We start from the raw sequence: 20,560 nt of genomic DNA on the forward strand, positions 1-20,560 counted from the left end.
AACCTTTTAGATCCCTGTTCAGGCCACGTTTTTCGTGGTCTGAACACTTGTTAAGAGAATGCAATAAAGATTGAATAATGTGATTTTATGTCCGACAATATAAGCACTTGAGTCTCTAATTTCTTGCTTACGTGTAAGGACAGCCCCCATGACAGCATTTGGCGATGGCCAGATTCCCGTAGTATTACAAAAAGTAACTGAAATCATTCAGCAACGGGCCCATGATCGACCAGAGCTTATTCAAGACTTTGCATTACGCCTGTTCCGCAATATTTCATCTGATGACCTCGAGTCGCGTAACGACAGCGATTTGTATGGCATGGTGATGGGCTTGTGGCACAGTTTTAATGAATATCGGCCCGGCGAGAAAGCGCTGATTAAAATTTATAACCCTGAAGTGGCGCGCCACGGTTGGCAGTCTGCCCATACCATCATTGAGATTATTCAATCGGATATGCCATTCATGGTGGATTCGGTACGGATGGCACTATCGCGCCTCGGGATCACCACCCATCTATTGTTGCATATGCCGCTCAGCCACAAACGCGTCGAGCAAAAGATCACTGAGCTATTAAAGCCAGGTACCCGCAATGAAGATAACGAGGTGGATACGGTCTTTTTGATTGAAATCGACCGTCAGCAAGATAAAGCCAGCATCAAGGCGCTGCAACAAGAGCTCGCCTCGGTCATGGACGAAATCAATTATGCGGTATCTGATTGGCAAGCCATGCGCCAAAAACTTGATGAAATTGCGCACTCACTTAACGATATCAACTACCCGGGTGATGCAGCTGAACTGCACGAGGCGCAACGTTTCTTAACTTGGTTGAACCAAGATAATTTCACTCTGATGGGGTATCGTCGCTACGATTTAGTCGCAGTGGAAGGGGACCACGTGATTCGCCAGCAAGTCGACTCGAGCCTGGGATTGATGCGTCGCTCAACTCAAAATGTCGAGCGCCTGGTGTCATCATTACCGGAACACGCCCGGGAAATGACCTTTGCCAATGATGTCTTGTTGGTGACGAAAACCAATAGTAAATCACGGGTACACCGTCCGGCTTATTCAGATTACATTGGCATCAAACGCTTCGACCAAAACGGTAAAGTCATCGGCGAAGACCGCTTTATTGGGCTCTATTCAAGTGCTTTTTATAACAACAGCGCTCGCGATGTGCCCTTGGTCGGTGACAAAATTAAGCGGGTGATGGAAGCGTCTGGCTTTGCGCCAAACTCTCATGCTGCAAAAGCTTTGCTGAACATTCTCGAGACCTATCCACGTGATGAAATCGTGCAAGCAAGCGAAGCTGATCTGTTGGAAGTGGGCTTGGGCGTCTTGCAGATGCAAGAGCGCGATATGACCCGCGTGTTTGTGCGGCAAGACATTTTTGGGCGGTTTTGCTCGTGCATGGTTTACGTTCCAAAAGAGCGTTACAACACGCTGTTGCGGGAACGTACTCAACAGATCTTGGCACAAACCTTCAATACTGAACATGAAGTTGATTTCACCACTTATTTCTCAGAGTCGTCACTGGCACGGACTCACTACACAGTTCGCTTGAATCACCAAGCGCAGGATATTGATGTGAAAGAATTAGAGCAAAACCTCATCGAAGCAGCCCGTACTTGGGAAGATAATTTTGAACGCATTTTGAGCAGCACCTTTGGTGAAGCGCAAGCAAACACTCTGAACAAGCGCTACGCTAATGCGTTCCCGCGTGCCTATAAAGAAGAAATTCTGCCGTCAGTCGCCATTGCTGATATTGAGCAGCTCGAAGCCCTTGATGATGAGCATCGCTTAGGCATGCTGTTCTACCGTTCGCGGGAAGAAAACGAGAGCAGCAAGCATGTTCGCTTGAAGTTATTCCATAAAGACGAACCGATACATCTATCTGATGTACTTCCAATGTTGGAAAACTTCGGCTTGCGAATCATTGGTGAGAGCCCGTATCAGATTAAAACCAGCGATGGCAGCCGCTACTGGATCCTTGATTTCAACATGTTGCATAGCAATACCAAGCTTGATCTAGAAGCGAGTCGCGAGTTATTCCAAGATGCATTCGCGCGCGTCTGGCAAGGGCATTATGAAGATGATGGTTTCAATCGCTTGGTCTTGAGTGCTGGCCTAACAGGTCGCCAAGTGGTGATTTTGCGGATGTTTGCAAAATACATGCGGCAAATCGGTACGACCTTCAGCCAAAGCTATATCGAGAGTACTTTCAGTAAATATCCACTGATCTCAACTCTGGTGGTGAAGCTGTTTTATACCAAGTTCGAGCCGAACGTAAAATCTCGCAGCAAGAAACTGGAAGCATTACAAACCCGTATTAATGCTGAACTTGAAGAGGTCGCCAACCTTGATGATGATCGTATCGTTCGTCGTTATGTTGAATTAATTTGTGCGGCATTACGGACTAACTTCTTCCAGCACGATGCCGCAGGGCGCGAGAAGCCGTATATCTCAGTCAAGTTTATGCCAGAACTTGTTCCTGAAATGCCGCTACCGCTACCGAAATACGAAATTTTCGTTTATTCCCCGCGCGTTGAAGGTGTGCATTTGCGCGGTGGCAAAGTCGCGCGTGGTGGCTTGCGTTGGTCTGATCGACGTGAAGACTTCCGCACCGAAGTGTTGGGCTTGGTTAAAGCGCAACAAGTTAAAAACACAGTTATTGTTCCGGTCGGTGCAAAAGGCGGTTTCTTCTGTAAAGAGTTACCAGAGGATCGTGAAGGCTTTTTCGCAGAAGGGCAGGAATGTTATCGAACGTTCATCCGCGCCTTATTAGATATTACTGACAATATTGTAAATGGTGAAGTGGTTCCGCCGCGTGATGTGGTGCGTCATGACGATGATGATACATATCTCGTTGTCGCAGCCGATAAAGGTACTGCAACCTTCTCGGATATCGCCAACGGAATTTCCGAAGAATATAACTTCTGGTTAGGCGATGCCTTTGCCTCAGGCGGATCAGTCGGATATGACCATAAAAAAATGGGGATTACGGCGCGTGGCGCATGGGAATCGGTTAAACGTCACTTCCGCGAACTGGGAATCGACTGTCAGACGACCGAATTCACTGCCATTGGTATCGGTGATATGGCCGGTGATGTATTCGGTAACGGCATGCTGTTGTCGGAAAAAACTCGACTTCAAGCGGCCTTTAACCACCTCCATATTTTCATCGATCCAAATCCTGATGCAGCCAAGTCATACCAGGAGCGGAAGCGTTTATTTGAATTGCCACGCTCAAGTTGGGAAGACTATAACCGCGAACTCATCTCAAAAGGCGGGGGGATTTTCTCGCGCTCAGCCAAAGCGATTGAACTAAGTCCTGAAATGAAGAAAATGCTCGGTACAGCGAAGAAGAGCATGACGCCAACTGAGTTGATCCGTGCGGTATTAACCATGAAGGTTGATTTACTCTGGAACGGGGGGATCGGAACTTACATCAAAGCAAGTCGTGAAACCGACAGTGATGTAGGTGATCGCGCTAATGATGCCTTGCGTGTCAATGGTAAAGAAGTTCAAGCCAAAATAATCGGCGAGGGCGGCAACTTAGGTCTGACTCAGCTGGGTCGTATCGAATATGCCCTTAACGGTGGTCGCGTCAATACCGACGCAATCGATAACGTCGGCGGGGTAGACTGTTCAGATAACGAAGTGAACATCAAGATCCTGCTTAATGGGCTTGTTGCCAGTGGCGAACTCACGCGCAAACAACGCGACCAGTTGCTCTATGATATGACCGATGAAGTCGCGCAAATTGTGCTTAAAGACTGTCACCGTCAATCGCAATCGATTTCGGTAACAGCCATTCGCGGTGCCGACCAAATTAAAGAACTCCAACGGTTTATCCATGACTTAGAACGTTCAGGTCATCTCAACCGGGCGCTTGAGTTTCTTCCTGATGACGACGAACTCGCTGAGCGTCAAGCCGCTGGACGTGGACTGACGCGACCTGAACTCGCGGTCATCACGGCCTATGGCAAGATGGTGTTAAAAGACCAATTGGTTCATGACGACATTATGGCGGACCCGTTCCATGCGCGCTCGCTCATCAACGCGTTCCCGAAACCACTCCAAGAGTCATATGAAGAAGCGATGCAAGCACACCCATTGCGCGCACAAATCATTGCGACTCGGTTAGCGAATAACATTGTTAATGACATGGGCCCGAACTTCGTGTTCCGCAAGCAAGAAGCAACGGGTGCATCTGTTGCTGAGGTTGCGAATGCTTATGTGGTCGCGCGTGAATGCTTTAACTTACGCGGTCTAATGGAGCAAATCGAAGCAGGTAACAACAAGATTTCTGCAGACACTCAGAACCAGATGTTATTCACCATTCGTCGCGTTGTTCGCCGCGCCACCCGTTGGTTATTGCGTCATCCAAATAGTAACTTGGTGACCATTCAAGAACGCGTTGATTTCTATCGCGAAAGCTTCGATCACCTACGTAAAAATGCACTCAAGTATCTGGCCGATGAAGAACGCTCAGAAATTGAAAGTAATATCGAGAAATATCGCAAAGCTGGGGTGAACAAGGATCTCGCAACGCAAATCGCCTTGTTATCGACCTTGTTCTCAGCGCTCGATATTGCCGAAATTGTGGCGCAAACGCAGCATAAAGTCGGCTACGTCGCCGAAGCCTATTTTAACTTGGGAGCCGAGATTCACTTGCACTGGTTCTTGGCACAAATCAATAGTCAGCCAGTTGATAACCATTGGCAGGCGCTGGCACGTGCAGCTTTCCGCGAAGAGCTCGATTGGCAGCAACGTTCATTAACCCAGTCGATGGTGACAGATGCGGATACCAAGCAAAAGCCAGACCAGTTATTAGCGGCTTGGATGGAGCATAACCACCTGTATATTCAGCGTTGGTTGGATATGCTTGCTGATTTCCGCACCAGCAAAACCCATGACTTCGCGAAGTTCTCAGTGACCTTACGTGAACTCATGTTGCTCCGCCAAAACTGTAGTTCGGTGCCGCGCTGATGCTCTATTCCTTGTTACGACCTTGGTTATTTAAATGCGAACCTGAGTGGTCGCATGATTTCAGTCTGGCGCAATTAAAACGGTTCCAGCGGACTCCGTTAGCCTGGTTGTGGCGGCAAACGGTTGCTGAAAAGCCAGTGGAAGTAATGGGACTACGATTTCCTAATCCGGTAGGGCTCGCAGCTGGACTTGATAAAAATGGCGACTGTATCGATGCATTTGCGCAAATGGGCTTCGGCTTTGTTGAAATTGGCACGGTAACGCCGCGCCCGCAACCAGGTAACCCCAAACCAAGAATGTTCCGGTTGCCCGAAGCCAATGCCCTGATTAACCGCATGGGTTTCAACAATAAAGGCGTTGACTACCTCGTAAAGCAAGTCGCAAAAGCACGTTTTCGCGGTATTTTAGGGATTAACATCGGCAAAAATAAAGATACTCCGGAGTCTGAGGCACTCGCAGATTATCTCGAGTGTTTGCGTAAGGTTTATCCGTTAGCGAGTTATGTGACGATAAATATTTCTTCACCCAATACTCCAGGGCTTCGTGATCTGCAACATGGTGAAGCGCTCGATCAGTTGCTAGCTGGCTTAAAAGCTGAGCAAGTGACCTTATCCAAGCATTACCAACGTTACGTCCCAATAGTCGTTAAGATTGCGCCTGATTTGGATGATATTGGCTTACAAGCGATTGCCGAGAGCTTGCTGAAGCACAAAATTGATGGCGTGATTGCCACGAATACCACACTTGATCGAGACGCGGTTGCGGGCATCGAGCATGCAGACGAGCAGGGTGGTTTAAGCGGAGCTGTATTGGCAGAGCGGAGCACGCAGGTGGTCAAGCAGCTCTACCAATTGGTCGGTGAAGCCATCCCTATTATCGCAGTCGGTGGCATTCATGATGTTGCCAGTGCCCAAGCTAAAATTGCCGCAGGCGCCAAACTCGTACAAATCTACACGGGTTTTATTTACGAAGGTCCAAAGCTGATAAAAAGGGTCGTTAACGCCTTGTAAAATTAGCCTGATTCAGCTAATTTGAGATGCAATTTTAAGCGTTATCTGACTGCGTTTTTGAGCATACAAAAGGATTTTTCTGTGCAAGCCTCAGCAACTTGGCAATGGGTATATCAACCGACAGATGGTAAGTTGGTTATCGAGCTCGACGACACCTTACAGCATCACTCTCCTTATAAAGAGAGCCGCTTAGCTCGTTTATGTTCAATGCGAGCTGCTTTTGACCTCGAAGATGCTGAAGTTTATCAAGCCATTCATGATGCGCTCAACGATGCTGACTTTAGCCCCATGGTTGCCATCTCAGCGGGCCTTAACGCTGCCATTCTGAATCGTTTTGGCCGTCCTCAGATGCCGCAAAGTTGGTATTTTCAGCAGAACGATCAGTCAACGCCAGCGAGCAAGTTCAGCGTTGGCGAACTGGGTCTTATCAATTCAGGCTTTGCTGTGTCGCCCGTTATTACGCTAGTAGGTGATAGCGAATTTGCGGAATGTATGGTGCTCGCACCACAGTTACAAGTATCGGAAATCAAGTCATTGCACCAATTCGATACGGTGAAAGTGTTGCACAACCGTATCCAACCTCTATCCGCTGCGGCTGTTACCGCATTTCCAGAGTTAAAACGAGCCTAATACTGTGCTTAAACATGCTTTTATTTTTGTCGTAGGAAGCCTTTTCATGCTCAATTCAGCATCATCGCAAGCAAACTCGTCCGGGCATGATGAGAGCGTAACGCTCAGAGTGATGGTAACCAGCGATCTGCATGGTGAACTCAGTGGGTTTAATTACTTTAGCAAACAACCTACCACCGCGGGCTTGGTGCATACCGCAGTTTTAATCAATGAGGCGCGGAAGCAAGCTGAACACAGTATACTCATTGACAACGGTGACACGATCCAGGGCTCACCGTTGGCGAGCTGGGCTATCGAGCAACTAGAGCAGACGCCAAACCCTGCGGTGCAAGCATTGAATGCGTTACGGTTTGATGTGGCTAACATTGGTAATCATGAATTTAATTTTGGGTTGGAGCCACTGTGGCAAAGTTATGCAATCGCTGAGGCGCAAGTCATCAGTGCCAACATTCACAATGTCGACGCCCAAGCGAATATCCCAAGCTGGATTAAACCTTATGCAATGATTGAGCGCTCGGTCAGTTGGCAAGGCCAAACTAAAGTGTTGAAAATTGCGGTCATCGGCGTATTACCGCCGCAAATTATGTCGTGGGATCAGCAACATTTGCAGGGCAAGATTGCAGTCTCGGATAGTGTCGCGGCTGTGGCTGCAACACTAAATCAAGTGTACCGCGATGAAGCACCTGATTTAGTCGTGCTCGCGGCGCATATGGGCATGCCTAAGCATTCTCCGCAAACCAGTGACGCGGAACAGACGCTCTGGGAAATAGCCGGTTTAGCCGGGATTGATGCCATCGTCTTTGGTCATCAACACGAAGTTTTTCCAGGTACAAGCGTTTATGATCAATTACCTGAGATCGATTCGAAGCAAGGTCGCATTCGTGGCATTCCAGCAGTGCAGCCCGGTGCCTACGGCAGTCACCTTGGAATTATTGACTTAAATTTAGTATTTGATGAGCGCACTGGGTGGCAGGTCAGCAGCAGTGTTGTTGATGCGCGACCGACCACAACTGCGAAAGATCCGCTGATTTGGGAGTTGGTTGAACCTGCTCATGAGGCTACACTTGCCTATGTTCAGCAGCCTGTCGGTGCAACTGCCGTCACCTTTTCACATCAAACCGCGCGCTTAGAAGCCACTGCTGCGATGCAATTTATCCATGAGGCACAGCTTTGGTATGCCCGCAATATTCAAGACCCTGAATTTCAGCAACAACTCAACAGCTATCCATTGCTGAGTGCTGCAGCGCCGTTCTTCACCGCGGTTCGCGAGAGTGATGAGAGCTATACCTTGATTCCTCCAGGAGCTGTGACTCTTGGCGATATTGGTGATCTATACCGCTACCCAAACACCTTAGATGTGGTGAAAGTAAATGGAGCTGATCTACGTCGTTGGCTGGAACAGAGTGGGGCAGCATTCCAGCAGAATAAGCAGGGCTGGGAGCAAATCAATCCGCTGGTACCAAGCTATGACTTCGATAACTTATTTGGTTTAACCTATCGCTATGACTTACGCCAGCCGGTTGGACAGAGGCTAGTCGAATTGCGTTACCAAGGCGCTGATGTTGCAGCGGAGCAAAACTTTTTGGTGGTGACCAATAATTATCGCGCTGGTGGTGGCGGAGATTTTGCCGGCCTTGACGGCAGTCAGATTATCTATCGCAGCCCAGATATGCTGCAGAGCGTGTTAATTAACTACCTCGCGAGCTTGCCTGAGCAAACATATCAGAGTGAGTTACAAAGGTTTTGGGATATTAAAAATTAAGCTGATGTGAGCATTGAATCATGCTTCGAAGGATTGGTTGCGGGGGCAGGATTTGAACCTACGACCTTCGGGTTATGAGCCCGACGAGCTACCAGACTGCTCCACCCCGCGTTCGATGGGGTGCACTATAGAGAGTCCACTGCCGCTTAGCAAGGCTTTTCCGTTCCGTTCGCTCAGTTATTAAGCAAATTACGTTTAATTGCTGAGATATTGAGCAGTTGGTGCGATACAGCCATTCGCGAATCGGCTATACTGTGGGTCATTCAATAAGGCGAAATTTATCAAGGAATTCCGCACCCATGAGTCAAGCCGACGCCAGATTACAGTTCTTCGCCACTTGCGCAAAAAACCTCGAACCAATGGTTTTTCAAGAGCTCATTGAGCTTGGTTTTGAGCAAGTGAAACAAACAGCTGGCGGTTGCCGCTTTAATGGCACACTAAAAGATGGCTACAAAGCCTGCTTATGGCTACGCAGCGCCAGTCGTGTGCTGTTACTGCTCGGTGAAGCTGAGACTAAAAATGCACGGGACTTGGTAGCAAAAGTTTCGTTTGCGACCGATTGGACAGCAATTTTAGGCTCGCAGCAAACCTTCGTGGTTCAATTTACCGGACAAAACCATGCGATCCGGAATACTCAATTTGGTGCGCAATTGATCAAAGATGCGGTGGTCGATGCCTTTCAGCGCAATCAAATTGAACGCCCAAATATTGATAAAAATCAACCTGATATTGTCATTCGAGCCCACCTGAATCGAGATCAGTTGAGCTGGTATCTGGATCTTTCGGGAACCTCACTTCATCAACGCGGCTATCGGACGAAGCAAGGACTGGCACCCCTGCGTGAAACGCTCGCAGCGGCCGTCGCGATGCGCGCACTTGCGCAACAACCACAAGCTGATCTTGTGCTTGACCCATTTTGCGGTGCTGGAACCTTACTATTCGAAGCCGCGATGCAATTGCTTGACTATGCGCCAGGTTTACTGCGCGAGCAGTGGGGCTTTGACCGCTGGCAAGGCCATGATGCTGAGTTGTGGCAGAGTGAGCTTGCTTTGGCTCACGCCCGTTTAGCGCAGGCAAAGGAACAGCTCAACACTCGTTTTATAGGTTCTGATATCGATCCTAAAGCGATTGAAATGGCTAAAGAAAATGCCGAAAACCTTGGGTTGAGTGAATTGTTTAGTTGGTCTGTTGCTAACGCCGAACACGTAACGATAGAGCTAGACCAGGCAAAACACCCGCTACTACTCGCTAATCCACCTTATGCAGAGCGTTTGGGTGAAGAAATCGAGACGTTATTGCTCTATCGCCGCCTAGGTCAGCATTTGCGCGAGCATTTCCACGGCTGGCAGGTCGCCCTAATCAGTGGTGATGAATCACTATTAAAGCAACTTAGATGCAGAAGCGAACGTAAATATCGCCTTTTAAACGGCGCAATTGAGTCAACATTGGCTCTTTATGACTTAACTAAAGAGCAAATTGAATTTACGAAAATTCAATCAGAAGATTTCCCGAATCGACTTAAAAAGAACCAGCAGAAATTAAAAAAATGGGCTAATAAACAAGGGCTTGATGCCTGGCGTTGGTATGACGCTGACTTGCCGGAATATAATGTCGCAATTGACGTTTACAACGATTATGTTGTGATTCAAGAATATGCTGCGCCGAAAGACGTTCCGGCAAGCCTAGCGCAGGAGCGGCTCTGGTATATTGTCAATGTATTAGCGGAAACATTTGCCATCAGCCCCGATAAAATGGTGCTGAAAACCCGTCAGCGCCAAGTCGGCAAACGTCAGTATGAAAAATTAAAGCCTCGCGGCTTAATCACTACAGTACACGAGCAGGGCGCCTTGTTCGAGGTTAACCTCAGCGACTACTTGGATACCGGTTTGTTTTTGGACCACCGTTTTGCCAGAGCTGAATTGCAACGTTTAAGTCAATCGAAAGACGTACTCAATCTATTTGCTTATACCTGTAGCGCCTCAGTTTATGCTGCTCTTGGCGGCGCAAATTCGGTGGTTTCGGTGGATATGTCGCGGACCTACCTAGAATGGGGAGAACGTAATTTTCGCCTCAATCAACTTAATCCGCGAGCATATGAATTTATTCAAGCCGATTGCCTCACTTGGCTCAGCAAACAGCGCCCACAGCAACGCTTTGATGTTGTCTTTGTCGATCCGCCTACCTTTTCAAACTCGAAACGAATGGACGCAACCTTCGATGTTCAGCGGGACCATGTCAGTTTGATTAAGAACGTCTCCAAATTATTGAAAGACGATGGCATCATTCTGTTTTCGAATAACAAACGCAAGTTCAAACTAGATTATGCCGAGTTAGAGGCGTTGGGGTTAGTGGTCGAAGATCTTACCGCTGCGTCAATATCTACTGATTTTGCGCGTAACAAAGGCATTCATCATCTATTCAAGCTGTATTACCGTGACTGAGTTCTATTTTCTAACTAAACCACAATGCAGTTTGTGTGAGCAGGCACTGTTACTGCTGCACAGCCTCCAGCTCGAACAGCCCATCGAGTTGCAGATTGTTGATATCTCAACCGATCAAGCGCTCTTGGACGAATATGCGTGGCATATCCCAGTGCTCATTAGAGCCGCCGATGATGTGGAGTTACGGTGGCCGTTTACTGCCACTGAAGCAGAGGAATTTATCATCAATGAGTAATGTCATCCGAGTCAAAGATGCGCAACTCGCTTTTGGAGCGGAGCCTATTCTAGATCATGTTGACCTTGTCGTTGAAGCGCAGGAACGCGTGTGTTTAGTAGGCCGTAATGGCGCCGGCAAATCATCCTTTTTAAAAGCGATTGCAGGGCACCTTCAACTTGATGGTGGGGATGTGCAACGGGTTAATGATGCAGTCGTCGCTTATCTGCCACAAGACCCACCGCCACAAGCCGAACAGACGGTGTTTACCTATGTTGCCGAAGGGCTTGCTGAATTGGGACAACTGCTTGACCAATATCACCACCTGTCAACTTCGATTAGTGCTGCGCCTGAGGCAAAGCAACTCGAGCAGTTAGCTCAGTTACAACAACAGATCGAAAGTCAAAATGGCTGGCATTACCAAGTTCATATCGAGCAAGTCTTAAGTGATTTGGAATTACCGGCAGATCGCTCGTTAGCAGAGCTATCAGGCGGCTGGTTACGCCGTGTTGCGCTGGCTCGCGCGCTGGTCCGTAAACCCGATGTATTATTATTAGACGAGCCAACGAATCACCTCGATATTGATATGGTGCGGTGGCTCGAGCAAAAGCTCATCGCATTCTCGGGCGCGCTCGTTTTTATCAGCCATGATCGCGCTTTTATTCGCAACTTGGCGACCCGCATTATTGACCTTGATCGCGGTCAATTAACCTCATTTCCAGGCGATTACGACCACTATTTGCAGGCCAAGCAAGAGCAACTTGAAATTGAACAACGTCATGCAGCCGAGTTTGACAAGAAGCTAGCGCAAGAAGAGGTTTGGATTCGACAGGGGATTAAAGCCCGCAGAACGCGCAATGAAGGCCGCGTTCGCGCGCTTGAGAAACTCCGTGCCGAACGCGCTGCCCGGCGAGAGCAGCAAGGGACTGCGAAACTTAGCGTGAACCAAGCTGGGCGCTCAGGAAAGCTGGTGTTTAGCGGTGAAGGCATGAACTTAGCATTTGCTGATAAAGTGATTCTACGCGATCTGTCATTCACCTTGCAGCGCGGCGATAAAGTTGCTTTGGTGGGGCCAAATGGTTGTGGCAAGTCGACCTTGATCAAGGTCATGCTAGGGCAGCAAGAGGTCAGTGCCGCCAAACTTAAATTTGGTACCAATTTAGAAGTGGCGTACTTTGACCAGCATCGGGCTCAACTCGACCCAGATGCCAGTGTTGCCGACAATATTGGTGACGGCAAACAGGACATTACTTATCAGGGTAGAAGTCGCCATATTTTAAGTTATTTACAAGATTTCTTATTTAGCCCGAAGCAGGCGCGAACCCCCGTACGGGCGCTCTCAGGTGGTGAGCGTAATCGTGCCTTATTGGCAAAATTGTTCCTTCAGCCCAGTAATCTTTTGATTCTTGATGAACCAACGAACGATCTAGATATCGATACCCTTGAGCTACTTGAGCAAATTATTAGTTCATATGAAGGGACGGTTATTCTCGTTAGCCACGATCGCGAATTTGTCGACAACACCGCGACCAGCGTGCTGTTATTCGAAGGAGCGGGGCAAATTACTGAAATAATCGGTGGTTATCACGAAGTTGAGCATTATTTATCGCATCAAGCAGGAACTAAACTAGCCGATAAAGAGTCACAATTGCCAACAAAAGCAGGAGAATCTTCGCCGCGGGGTTCAGCTCAAGGGCGGAAAAAGTTATCCTACAAGTTGCAACGTGAACTTGATGCTCTGCCGGCCAAAATTGAAGCCCTTGAAGCAGAGTTAGAACAGTTACAAGAACAAGTCAGTGCAGAAGATTTTTATCAACAACCGCATACCGAAACCGTAGCGGTGTTAGAGCGTTTGGCTGCCCAAGAAGAAACCTTGTTGGCGGCGTTAGAGCGTTGGGAAGAACTCGAACAAGAGTCAAACTAAACGTATTATCGAGAGAGATTTAAGAACCTAAGCATGAAAACATTTAACCTTGCAAAAATTGCCACCGCGGTGGCGCTTATTGGTGCTCACCAAGCCCATGCCGACACTTTTAGCTATGTCGAATTACCTACACCAACCGACCAGGTTCGCCATCTGTATCCAATAGCTGTAAATGATTCAGGGCTGGCGGTTGTGCAAGGTATCTTGCCTGAAAATCTCCCTATCGATTTAAATCGGCTTAGCATCGGAACCCGTAACTTCATCGGAATTCCAAGTGACGTCGAAGACTTAGATACCTATGAGCTAAGTTATGCGCAGTACACCGCACTGGTGAACGCGCTGCGAGATCCGGATAACCAACTGCCCGATAACCTGCGGATTAGCTACTATTTCGCCGGCAGTTATGATGGTCAAGCTGTGAGCCTTTACAGTCCGCTTGATGATACGGATCCAGCCACGCCAGAGTATGCAAATTCTACTGACCATTACTTTTATGGTGCGAACAACAATAATATTCGAGTGGGTACAGCGACTGCGCCATATCGCGAATTTACGCATCAATACTTTGCTTCAGCAGATGCCACTGAAGCATCTGAAATTACCTATTCCGAGCGCGATTTTACCCGTCGCGGACTTTGGTATGACGGCACGCAGTACACTTTAATCGCACCACCTGAAACCGCTGTATTAGGCGGTGAGTCAGTCTTGACCGATATCAACGAAACCAACCTAGCGGTCGGTTTTGCGAGCGTTGCACTTTCACCTGAGAGCGTGACCGCACTTGCTGAGTGCGAAGAGAACGCCTTAGAAGAGACAGAAATTAACCCTGTTAATATCTGTATGTGGCGCCGCTGGCATGCTTTACAGCGTGCTGAGGCAGATAATATTAGCTTTAACTTAGATATCCCAGCAGAGCGTTCTATTTACGATATGCGCGCCATGCGCTGGCAACTTGATGCCAATGGTCAGGTCATTAGTGCCGAGCCACTGGGGACCTTGCTTGAGCGCGGTGAAGAAGATCTCAATGATTACTCAAGCTATGCCTATGCGGTAAATAACAATGGTATCGCAGTTGGACAAAGCTGGACCTATTACGATGGGGATATCGGCAATGTCAGCCGTCGGATCAAAATGCCCGCCATTTTCATCAATGATGAAGTGCGCGCGGTCACTGATTCTCCTGACTATGTTTGGGGAAGTGCAACCGACATCAATGATAATAATGTGGTGACTGGTTTCTTAATAAAAACAGTACAAGGCCTACAACGCTATGTTGGCTTCACGTATGACATTGAAACAGAACAGCTAACCGAGCTGCCTGGCTTCTTTAATGGCTCAAGTACGATTCCGCGTGCTATTAATGATGCGGGTCTGATTGTTGGTAGTGGTGAAATTGAGCCTAATTTATCAACTCAGCGCCGCCGCGTTGGTTTTTTATATGACCTCGAAAACCCAGAGCAAGGGTTTATCAACCTTAACGATGCAGTCAGCTGCGAAAGTCCATACTTTATCGTATCGGCGGATTCAGTGAACGAGCAAGGGCAGCTCTTAAGCACTGCAATCATCGAGGGGAGTTACACCGACGCCAATGGTGAAGAGCAGGTTGAGCAACTTGTGCGGACGCTGCAAATGAGCCCAGTCAACGGCGAGTTAAATGATTGTGATGTGGTGGATCAGAAAGTTGAGCGTCAAGGGGCTGCTGTATCACCTTGGGGAGCGCTCGGTATCTTGCTGATTTCAGTACTTATTACTATTCGTCGAAAAATCACTTCGTAAATAAAAAACTTAATCTAAAAAAAGTTAGTCGACAAAACAACGCAATTTCAGTGGCTTAGTTTTAGCCCTGAAGTTGCGTTTTGTTTTTGGGTTGAACTCACCTTAAAAATTGCTATCTATTAATATGAGCGTCAGAAAAATTTCGCTCCAAATTATAAGTATGCAATTGGACGAGGAAGTTGACTATGAAAAGACAAAAACGCGATCGATTGGAACGTGCTCACTCACAAGGATACAAAGCCGGTGTAGCAGGGCGTTCAAAGGAAGTTTGTCCGTATCAAAACCAAGATGCACGCTCGCAGTGGCTCGGTGGTTGGCGTGATGCCATGGAAGCTCGCAGCGTAGGACTCTATCGCTAATTGACTGTCCTCACATTAACATGGAAAAAAGCCCGCTGATGCGGGCTTTTTATATTTTGAGTTCCGGGCGGCTAGAAATTCGAGGTATCGGTAAACAGTCCGACTTTCAAATCTTTAGCTGTATAAATTTGCTTGCCATCGACTTCGACACGGCCATCTGCAATGCCCATGTAAAGTGAACGTTTGATCACGCGCTTCATATCGATAAAGTAGCTGACTTTTTTAGCCGTTGGTAAAATTTGTCCAGTGAATTTCACTTCACCAGAGCCCAGTGCACGACCTCGTCCAGGACCACCGCACCAACCCAAGAAAAAGCCAGTTAATTGCCACATGGCATCGAGCCCCAAGCAACCAGGCATCACAGGATCGCCTTTAAAATGGCAGGCAAAAAACCATAAATCTGGATGAATATCTAATTCAGCGTGGATAAAGCCTTTCCCATAGGCGCCACCGGTCTCACTGATTTCAACGATACGATCCATCATCAGCATATTAGGGGCGGGGAGCTGACTGTTGCCTGGACCGAACATCTGTCCATCAGCACATTGCAGCAATTCTTCGCGTGTAAAACTTGATTGATTCATAGCGGTCCTATCTGTTCGCTGCCATTATGACGATATGGCGATCCTAAATCGCGCATAGCTTAGCGAACAGTTGTACGCTAGACAAGTCCGACTAGTCGACGCCACCAGGCTGGCTTAAGATCATGCTCACGGAGCTCATTCAAACGTTGCTGAACATCACGGTATAAGGCCTGTTGCTCAGTGTGAGTAAGGAGTTCAAGCGCTTCTTTGACATGTTCAACGGCATACACATGGAATTGCTTCTGCTCAACTGCGGCAATGACTTCGGCTGCCAGGTTGAGCTGACAAACGTTCGCAGCAGGGATAATAACCCCCTGAGTTCCGGTCAAGCCACGCGCTTCACAAAGACTAAAATAGCCTTCAATTTTTTCGTTCACTGCACCAATGGCTTGTACTCGACCAAACTGATCTACCGCCCCGGTGATGGCTAAGCCCTGATCGATCGGCGCATCAGCGAGCGCTGAGAGTAAACAACAAAGTTCTGCAAGCGATGCGCTATCACCATCAACTTCATGATACGACTGCTCAAATACAATCGTCGCTGACAAACTCATGGTATCGTTACGCGCAAAGACATTTGCCAAGTACGCAGATAAAATCATCACGCCTTTGGTGTGAATACTGCCACTCAATTCCGACTTGCGATCAATATCAATAATATCACCATCACCATAATGCACTGTGGCGGTAATACGGGTAGGCTCACCAAACTCTGAGCCACCCGCAGAAACCACAGTTAACCCATTGATTTGGCCAACGATATGGCCACTGGTCGCGATATAAACTTGGCCTTCAAGCATGGCGCGACGACTCAAATCGGCGATGTAGCCATTCCGATGTTGTCGTTGGCGCATCACTTCGAGTAAATGCTCAGCCGTTAACTCGCTTGCTTTTGCTTGTTCCGCAAGAACATTGGCCTCACGCAAGAACTGCATGATAGCGATGGTGTCGAGAGATAACTCACTTTGATAATCAGTTAATCGAGAAACGAACTTCAATAAAATCGGGATAGCAGACTGCGCCAGTGGCAACACGGCTGACTCTCGTTCAACATAGGCCAAGTAATCAAAGTAATGCTGAAGGGGCTGCTCAGTCACAGAAAAATGAGTCGAGAAATCAGCAAGGTAAGGAAATAAATTATCAAAATCGCGGTCGACTTCACGCAACTGTGCATAGATGTCTCGGTCGCCATGTAGCACCACCTTGATATGAATCGGAATAGGCTCAGGTTCATAATACGCGGCAATATTGGCATCGCCAGGCTGAGGCCAGTGAAACAGGCTAGTGCGGAGAATATATTTTAACTTGCGCCAAAGCCCTTGTTGCAACAACAAGGCTTCCGCATCAATAACTAAGACACCACCATTCGCTTCGAGAATTGCTCCAGCTTCAATTAAGTGCAGATCAGAGCTAATCGTTCCCTGCACAGATTGTAGGCGGATACTACCGAACAGACTCGCCTCAGTAACCCGGTCACAAAATTGAAACGCTGCGGGGTTATGCTGTTGCACAATAATAGACGCAAGTTCAGCTCCAGGCAGGTCCGCGAAGGTTTTATCTCCTAAACGGGTCAGATAGTTCGCGATACGCTCACTTGGATAGCGTTGTGTGAGTTCGGCCACTAATTGTTGCCGTTGACCTTTATCATCGTTAAGTAACTCCCACAGGTCAGTAAGAAAAGTACTTGCTTGTCCAGCAGGAACATTAACGCAAAGAGGTTGATGGGCTGAGTCAGGGTTAGCTAAATAGAGCCAATCATAATAGCCGCTATGGCGCCAGGTATGGGTCTCAGAAAGCTCATTCATCACATCCAGAACCCGCAAGCCAGGTGGAGTGATGATGTATCCGTGCGCATAACGGCCCGAACTTTCGAGTAATTGTGCGATGGCTTGCTGGGCTCGCTGCTGGCCCACTAGCGAGCTTGCGCTTGGGTGAGTAGGGCGCTCATTTAACCAATCAGAGACCGGTGGTTGAAGCGCTGAGGCAGCGATTGATTTTGTCATAGCAACTCTCCTTGATTTAGATTGCTATGATAGCTGATACTAGCGCTATAAAGCTATCGATAGAGGAATTTCATGGTGTTATCAAGCAACTATGTGCGCCGATTGCTGACTGTTACGGTACTCCTTTGCGCTGGACTCGGACCTCAAATTACCCAAGCACAAAGCGCTGAACCAGACCCACAAACTGTGATCATGATTTCTCTCGATGGCTTTCGCTACGATTACCTTGAGTTGCATCAGCCGAAATTCCTGCGGCAATTGAGTGAAAAGGGGATTCGAGCCAATTTAACGCCAGTTTACCCAAGTAAAACCTTTCCTAATCACCTTGCCCTTGCCACAGGTCTCACTCCTGCAGGGCATGGCATTGTTGATAATCGCTTTTACGATAAGCATCGTGATGCGTTTTACAGTCTTGGTGATGGTTATGAGGATAGCACCTGGATATCGGGCATCCCAATCTGGAATCTTGCCGAGCAGCAGGGGCTTAAAGTCGCAAGTTATTTCTGGCCTGAGTCTGATGCGCGTATTAATGGCATGACACCAACATATTTTTATCGCTATAGCCACAATGCCGATCCGCGCGCACGCATTGAGCAAATTAAGCAATGGCTGCAGCAACCGGATAGTTCACGGCCACGGTTGATTCTGAGTTATTTTCATCAAATTGATAGCGCTGGCCACCAATTTGGTCCAGAACACCCAGCTACGGCTGCTGCTGTGCATTATATTGATGGCTTGCTCGAAGATCTGTTTGCGTTTATTGCAAGTCAAGAGACAGCAATCAGCCTCATCATAGTGTCGGATCATGGCATGCGAGCGACACCAGGAGAGCTTGCAATTGCCGAAACTGAATTGCCAGCCCCTGACAATTGGACTCGAGTGCGCAGCAGTACGCGAATGATGTATACCCGTGTTACTGATAAAGGCCAGACTAGCGCAGATTTGATTGCACAAATTCGGCAACATCCGTTATTGAACAAAGGCTTTAGCTTAGTCATGCCCGAGCAACGGCAAACACTAGAGGATTACGTCGACGGTCGAGCGGGTGATGTATTGCTTGATGCAATCCCGCCATACACCTTTAGCAAGAATAAGCGTGAAGCAGGGGGCATCTTTGGCACGCACGGGTACGGTAACGACCCACAAATGCAGGGGATATTTATCGCTTATGGGCCATCAATCGTGGCCAAACCAACGCCAGCTGAACTCAGTGTGACGGATGTCTATCCATTGATTGCTGAACTGCTCGAGCTTGAATTGCCGGCCTATATTAGCGATCCGATGCACTGGCATGAGCTTTTTCAGACAGTGGAGTAACTTTGTACCCGGCTTGCTGGAGTAACTTCAATAAGCCTTGCGGACCGCCAAGATGAGCCGCTCCAACCGCAATAAAAGGCCGTTGCGATTTCGCCCATAAATCAGGGAGTTGAGTGATCCAGCGCTGATTTCTCTGATCCAGAAAGAGTTGATGATAATTCTGCATTTCATCCGACTCGATCACCACTTGATAGAGGGCTTCAATGTCTTCGCTCAAATAAATATCGAGTAATACCGTCAACTCGACGATCATTTGCGCATCAGCGTGAATCGATTCATAAAGGGATATAGCTTGTTCTTCTAATGGGATCGAATCAAATAATTGCGCTTGCTGCGCGATGGTTTCTAGTGCCATCACCGGATGCTGTAACACCGTAGCGCGCTCGAGCAAGACTTCTTCATAACTTGTTTGTCCTTGCTCACATGGTAGACCGGTTTGCATCAATAAAGAGCTCAATGCAAAGGGCTTTAAAGTTGCATACTGGGGATAATCTAATCCCGTTACACGTTTGATGTGCGCGGTGAGTTTGCGAACTTTGGCTGGCTCTAAGTAGCGATTGAGATAAGGCTGATCATAATTAGAGTATTTTGCCAACTGCGCCGCAAAATCATCAGCAAGAGGATTTAATTCAAGCACCAAGCTATCCGCAGCGGTCAACGCATTTTCAAGGCGTGGACCAAACTTAACTTGCTCGGTACAAATCATGTGTACAGTGCCAAACAGATACGCTTGTCGAGTTGGCTCAGTTGGATGTTCAACTTTATAGAGTAACGAGGCCTGCGCAACAATTCCATGTAAGCCAACAACAGCAGCAATCGCTGTGATAAAAATCCATTTCGTTCTCATAATAAGGCGTCTCTCTGTAAATTTTAGCGCGTTCGCGCACCATAGTACCTGAATTATGCGCATAGCAAAGCTAAAACGGGGTAGCACCGATAATCACTGATATAGCCCCCTCAAATACCATAAACAGTAATTGCGTATAATGTATATTATGTTAAATAAAGTAAATTAATAAACAAGGCGCTTTAGCCCCGTTGCTGTTCAAGCTCGGCTTGTAACTTCACTAACAAGGCGCTGAATTGTTCGCGTTCTGCAGGCGTAACACTCTGAAGTAAAGCTTCTGCTTGGTTAAATCGCGCTGTCGTGACAGCGTCAATCAATTGCAGTCCTTTAGCCGTTAATTGCACAGGTTTGCTACGTTTATCGTCAGTTTCTTCTGCGGCTTGAATTAAGCCTCTTTGTTCGAGGCGACGTAAACATGTGCTTAATGCGCCTGAGGTCAAGCGCACTTCTTGCAACAACTGATTCGGCGTACGCTGATACGGCGTCCCTTGGCGCCGCATACAGGCCATCACATCGTGTTCGTTCTGCAATAAATCAAATGGTTTGAGTAGGCTTTTACCGTAGGCTTCATAATTACTGGCAATGCCGATAAAAGCTCCGACTAAACTTGCTGCCGCCACCGGTAGATCAGGACGTTGCTGCTGCCACTGGCGCTTGGCCTGTGCCAACAGCTCAGGATATTGGTTTACTTTGTTCATACCAT

14 protein-coding genes and 1 tRNA gene are annotated in these 20,560 nt (G+C 47.8%); 10 read left to right on the plus strand and 5 right to left on the minus strand.

Annotation, left to right across the window (positions count from 1 at the left end; genetic code table 11):
- Positions 1–148: 148 nt before the first annotated feature.
- The 4 genes from CWI83_RS02270 to CWI83_RS02285 all read left to right on the plus strand — a co-directional run bounded on the left by CWI83_RS02270 (position 149) and on the right by CWI83_RS02285 (position 8,392).
- A complete protein-coding gene (locus tag CWI83_RS02270) occupies positions 149–4,990 on the plus strand; it encodes an NAD-glutamate dehydrogenase (RefSeq protein ID WP_126825122.1) in 4,842 nt (1,613 codons plus the stop codon).
- Positions 4,990–6,000, plus strand: a complete 1,011-nt coding sequence (locus CWI83_RS02275; protein WP_126825125.1) for a quinone-dependent dihydroorotate dehydrogenase — start codon at positions 4,990–4,992, stop codon at positions 5,998–6,000. The genes CWI83_RS02270 and CWI83_RS02275 overlap by 1 nt, the downstream gene beginning before the upstream one ends.
- Positions 6,001–6,081: 81 nt before the next feature.
- Positions 6,082–6,630, plus strand: coding sequence for a cell division protein ZapC domain-containing protein (locus CWI83_RS02280; RefSeq protein WP_157980352.1), 549 nt, complete (start codon positions 6,082–6,084; stop codon positions 6,628–6,630).
- A 46-nt stretch (positions 6,631–6,676) separates the two neighbouring features.
- Positions 6,677–8,392 carry a 5'-nucleotidase C-terminal domain-containing protein gene (locus CWI83_RS02285; RefSeq protein WP_126825131.1) on the plus strand — a complete coding sequence of 572 codons (1,716 nt, stop codon included), beginning with the start codon at positions 6,677–6,679 and terminating at the stop codon, positions 8,390–8,392.
- A 34-nt stretch (positions 8,393–8,426) separates the two neighbouring features.
- Here CWI83_RS02285 and CWI83_RS02290 read toward each other — a convergent pair.
- A tRNA-Met gene (locus CWI83_RS02290) sits at positions 8,427–8,503 on the minus strand.
- 188 nt (positions 8,504–8,691) lie between these two features.
- On the opposite strand from CWI83_RS02290, the gene rlmKL reads away from it, so the two are divergent.
- From rlmKL to rmf, 5 genes are all read left to right on the plus strand, one after another.
- Entirely contained in the window at positions 8,692–10,833 is a 2,142-nt protein-coding gene (gene rlmKL / locus CWI83_RS02295; RefSeq protein WP_126825134.1) for a bifunctional 23S rRNA (guanine(2069)-N(7))-methyltransferase RlmK/23S rRNA (guanine(2445)-N(2))-methyltransferase RlmL, read from the plus strand.
- On the plus strand, positions 10,826–11,068 hold the full coding sequence (locus tag CWI83_RS02300) for a glutaredoxin family protein (RefSeq protein WP_126825137.1): 243 nt from the start codon (positions 10,826–10,828) through the stop codon (positions 11,066–11,068). Before rlmKL ends, CWI83_RS02300 begins: the two co-directional genes overlap by 8 nt.
- Positions 11,061–12,971, plus strand: coding sequence for an ATP-binding cassette ATPase Uup (gene uup / locus CWI83_RS02305; RefSeq protein WP_126825140.1), 1,911 nt, complete (start codon positions 11,061–11,063; stop codon positions 12,969–12,971). Before CWI83_RS02300 ends, uup begins: the two co-directional genes overlap by 8 nt.
- Before the next feature lie 33 nt (positions 12,972–13,004).
- Positions 13,005–14,747: a DUF3466 family protein gene (locus CWI83_RS02310; RefSeq protein ID WP_126825143.1), complete on the plus strand. Its 1,743-nt coding sequence runs from the start codon at positions 13,005–13,007 to the stop codon at positions 14,745–14,747.
- 185 nt (positions 14,748–14,932) lie between these two features.
- Positions 14,933–15,106 carry a ribosome modulation factor gene (gene rmf, locus CWI83_RS02315; protein WP_126825145.1) on the plus strand — a complete coding sequence of 58 codons (174 nt, stop codon included), beginning with the start codon at positions 14,933–14,935 and terminating at the stop codon, positions 15,104–15,106.
- 71 nt (positions 15,107–15,177) lie between these two features.
- Here rmf and fabA read toward each other — a convergent pair whose 3' ends face one another.
- On the minus strand, positions 15,178–15,690 hold the full coding sequence (fabA, locus tag CWI83_RS02320; protein WP_126825148.1) for a 3-hydroxyacyl-[acyl-carrier-protein] dehydratase FabA: 513 nt from the start codon (positions 15,688–15,690) through the stop codon (positions 15,178–15,180).
- Positions 15,691–15,767: 77 nt separating this feature from the next.
- Positions 15,768–17,693, minus strand: a complete 1,926-nt coding sequence (locus CWI83_RS02325) for a Lon protease family protein (protein ID WP_126825151.1) — start codon at positions 17,691–17,693, stop codon at positions 15,768–15,770.
- Between the two features lie 72 nt (positions 17,694–17,765).
- Here CWI83_RS02325 and CWI83_RS02330 point away from each other — a divergent pair, with 72 nt between their 5' ends.
- A complete protein-coding gene (locus CWI83_RS02330) occupies positions 17,766–19,010 on the plus strand; it encodes an alkaline phosphatase family protein (protein ID WP_126825154.1) in 1,245 nt (414 codons plus the stop codon).
- On the opposite strand, the gene CWI83_RS02335 is transcribed toward CWI83_RS02330, so the two are convergent.
- Positions 18,964–19,857 (minus strand): TraB/GumN family protein, encoded by an 894-nt coding sequence (locus CWI83_RS02335; RefSeq protein WP_157980353.1) that lies wholly within the window; start codon positions 19,855–19,857, stop codon positions 18,964–18,966. The genes CWI83_RS02330 and CWI83_RS02335 overlap by 47 nt on opposite strands.
- A 182-nt stretch (positions 19,858–20,039) precedes the next feature.
- Positions 20,040–20,555, minus strand: coding sequence for a MarR family winged helix-turn-helix transcriptional regulator (locus CWI83_RS02340; protein WP_126825158.1), 516 nt, complete (start codon positions 20,553–20,555; stop codon positions 20,040–20,042).
- Between the last annotated feature and the right edge of the window lie 5 nt (positions 20,556–20,560).

This window comes from Pseudidiomarina taiwanensis (genome assembly GCF_003987435.1).
GTDB lineage: Bacteria > Pseudomonadota > Gammaproteobacteria > Enterobacterales > Alteromonadaceae > Pseudidiomarina > Pseudidiomarina taiwanensis.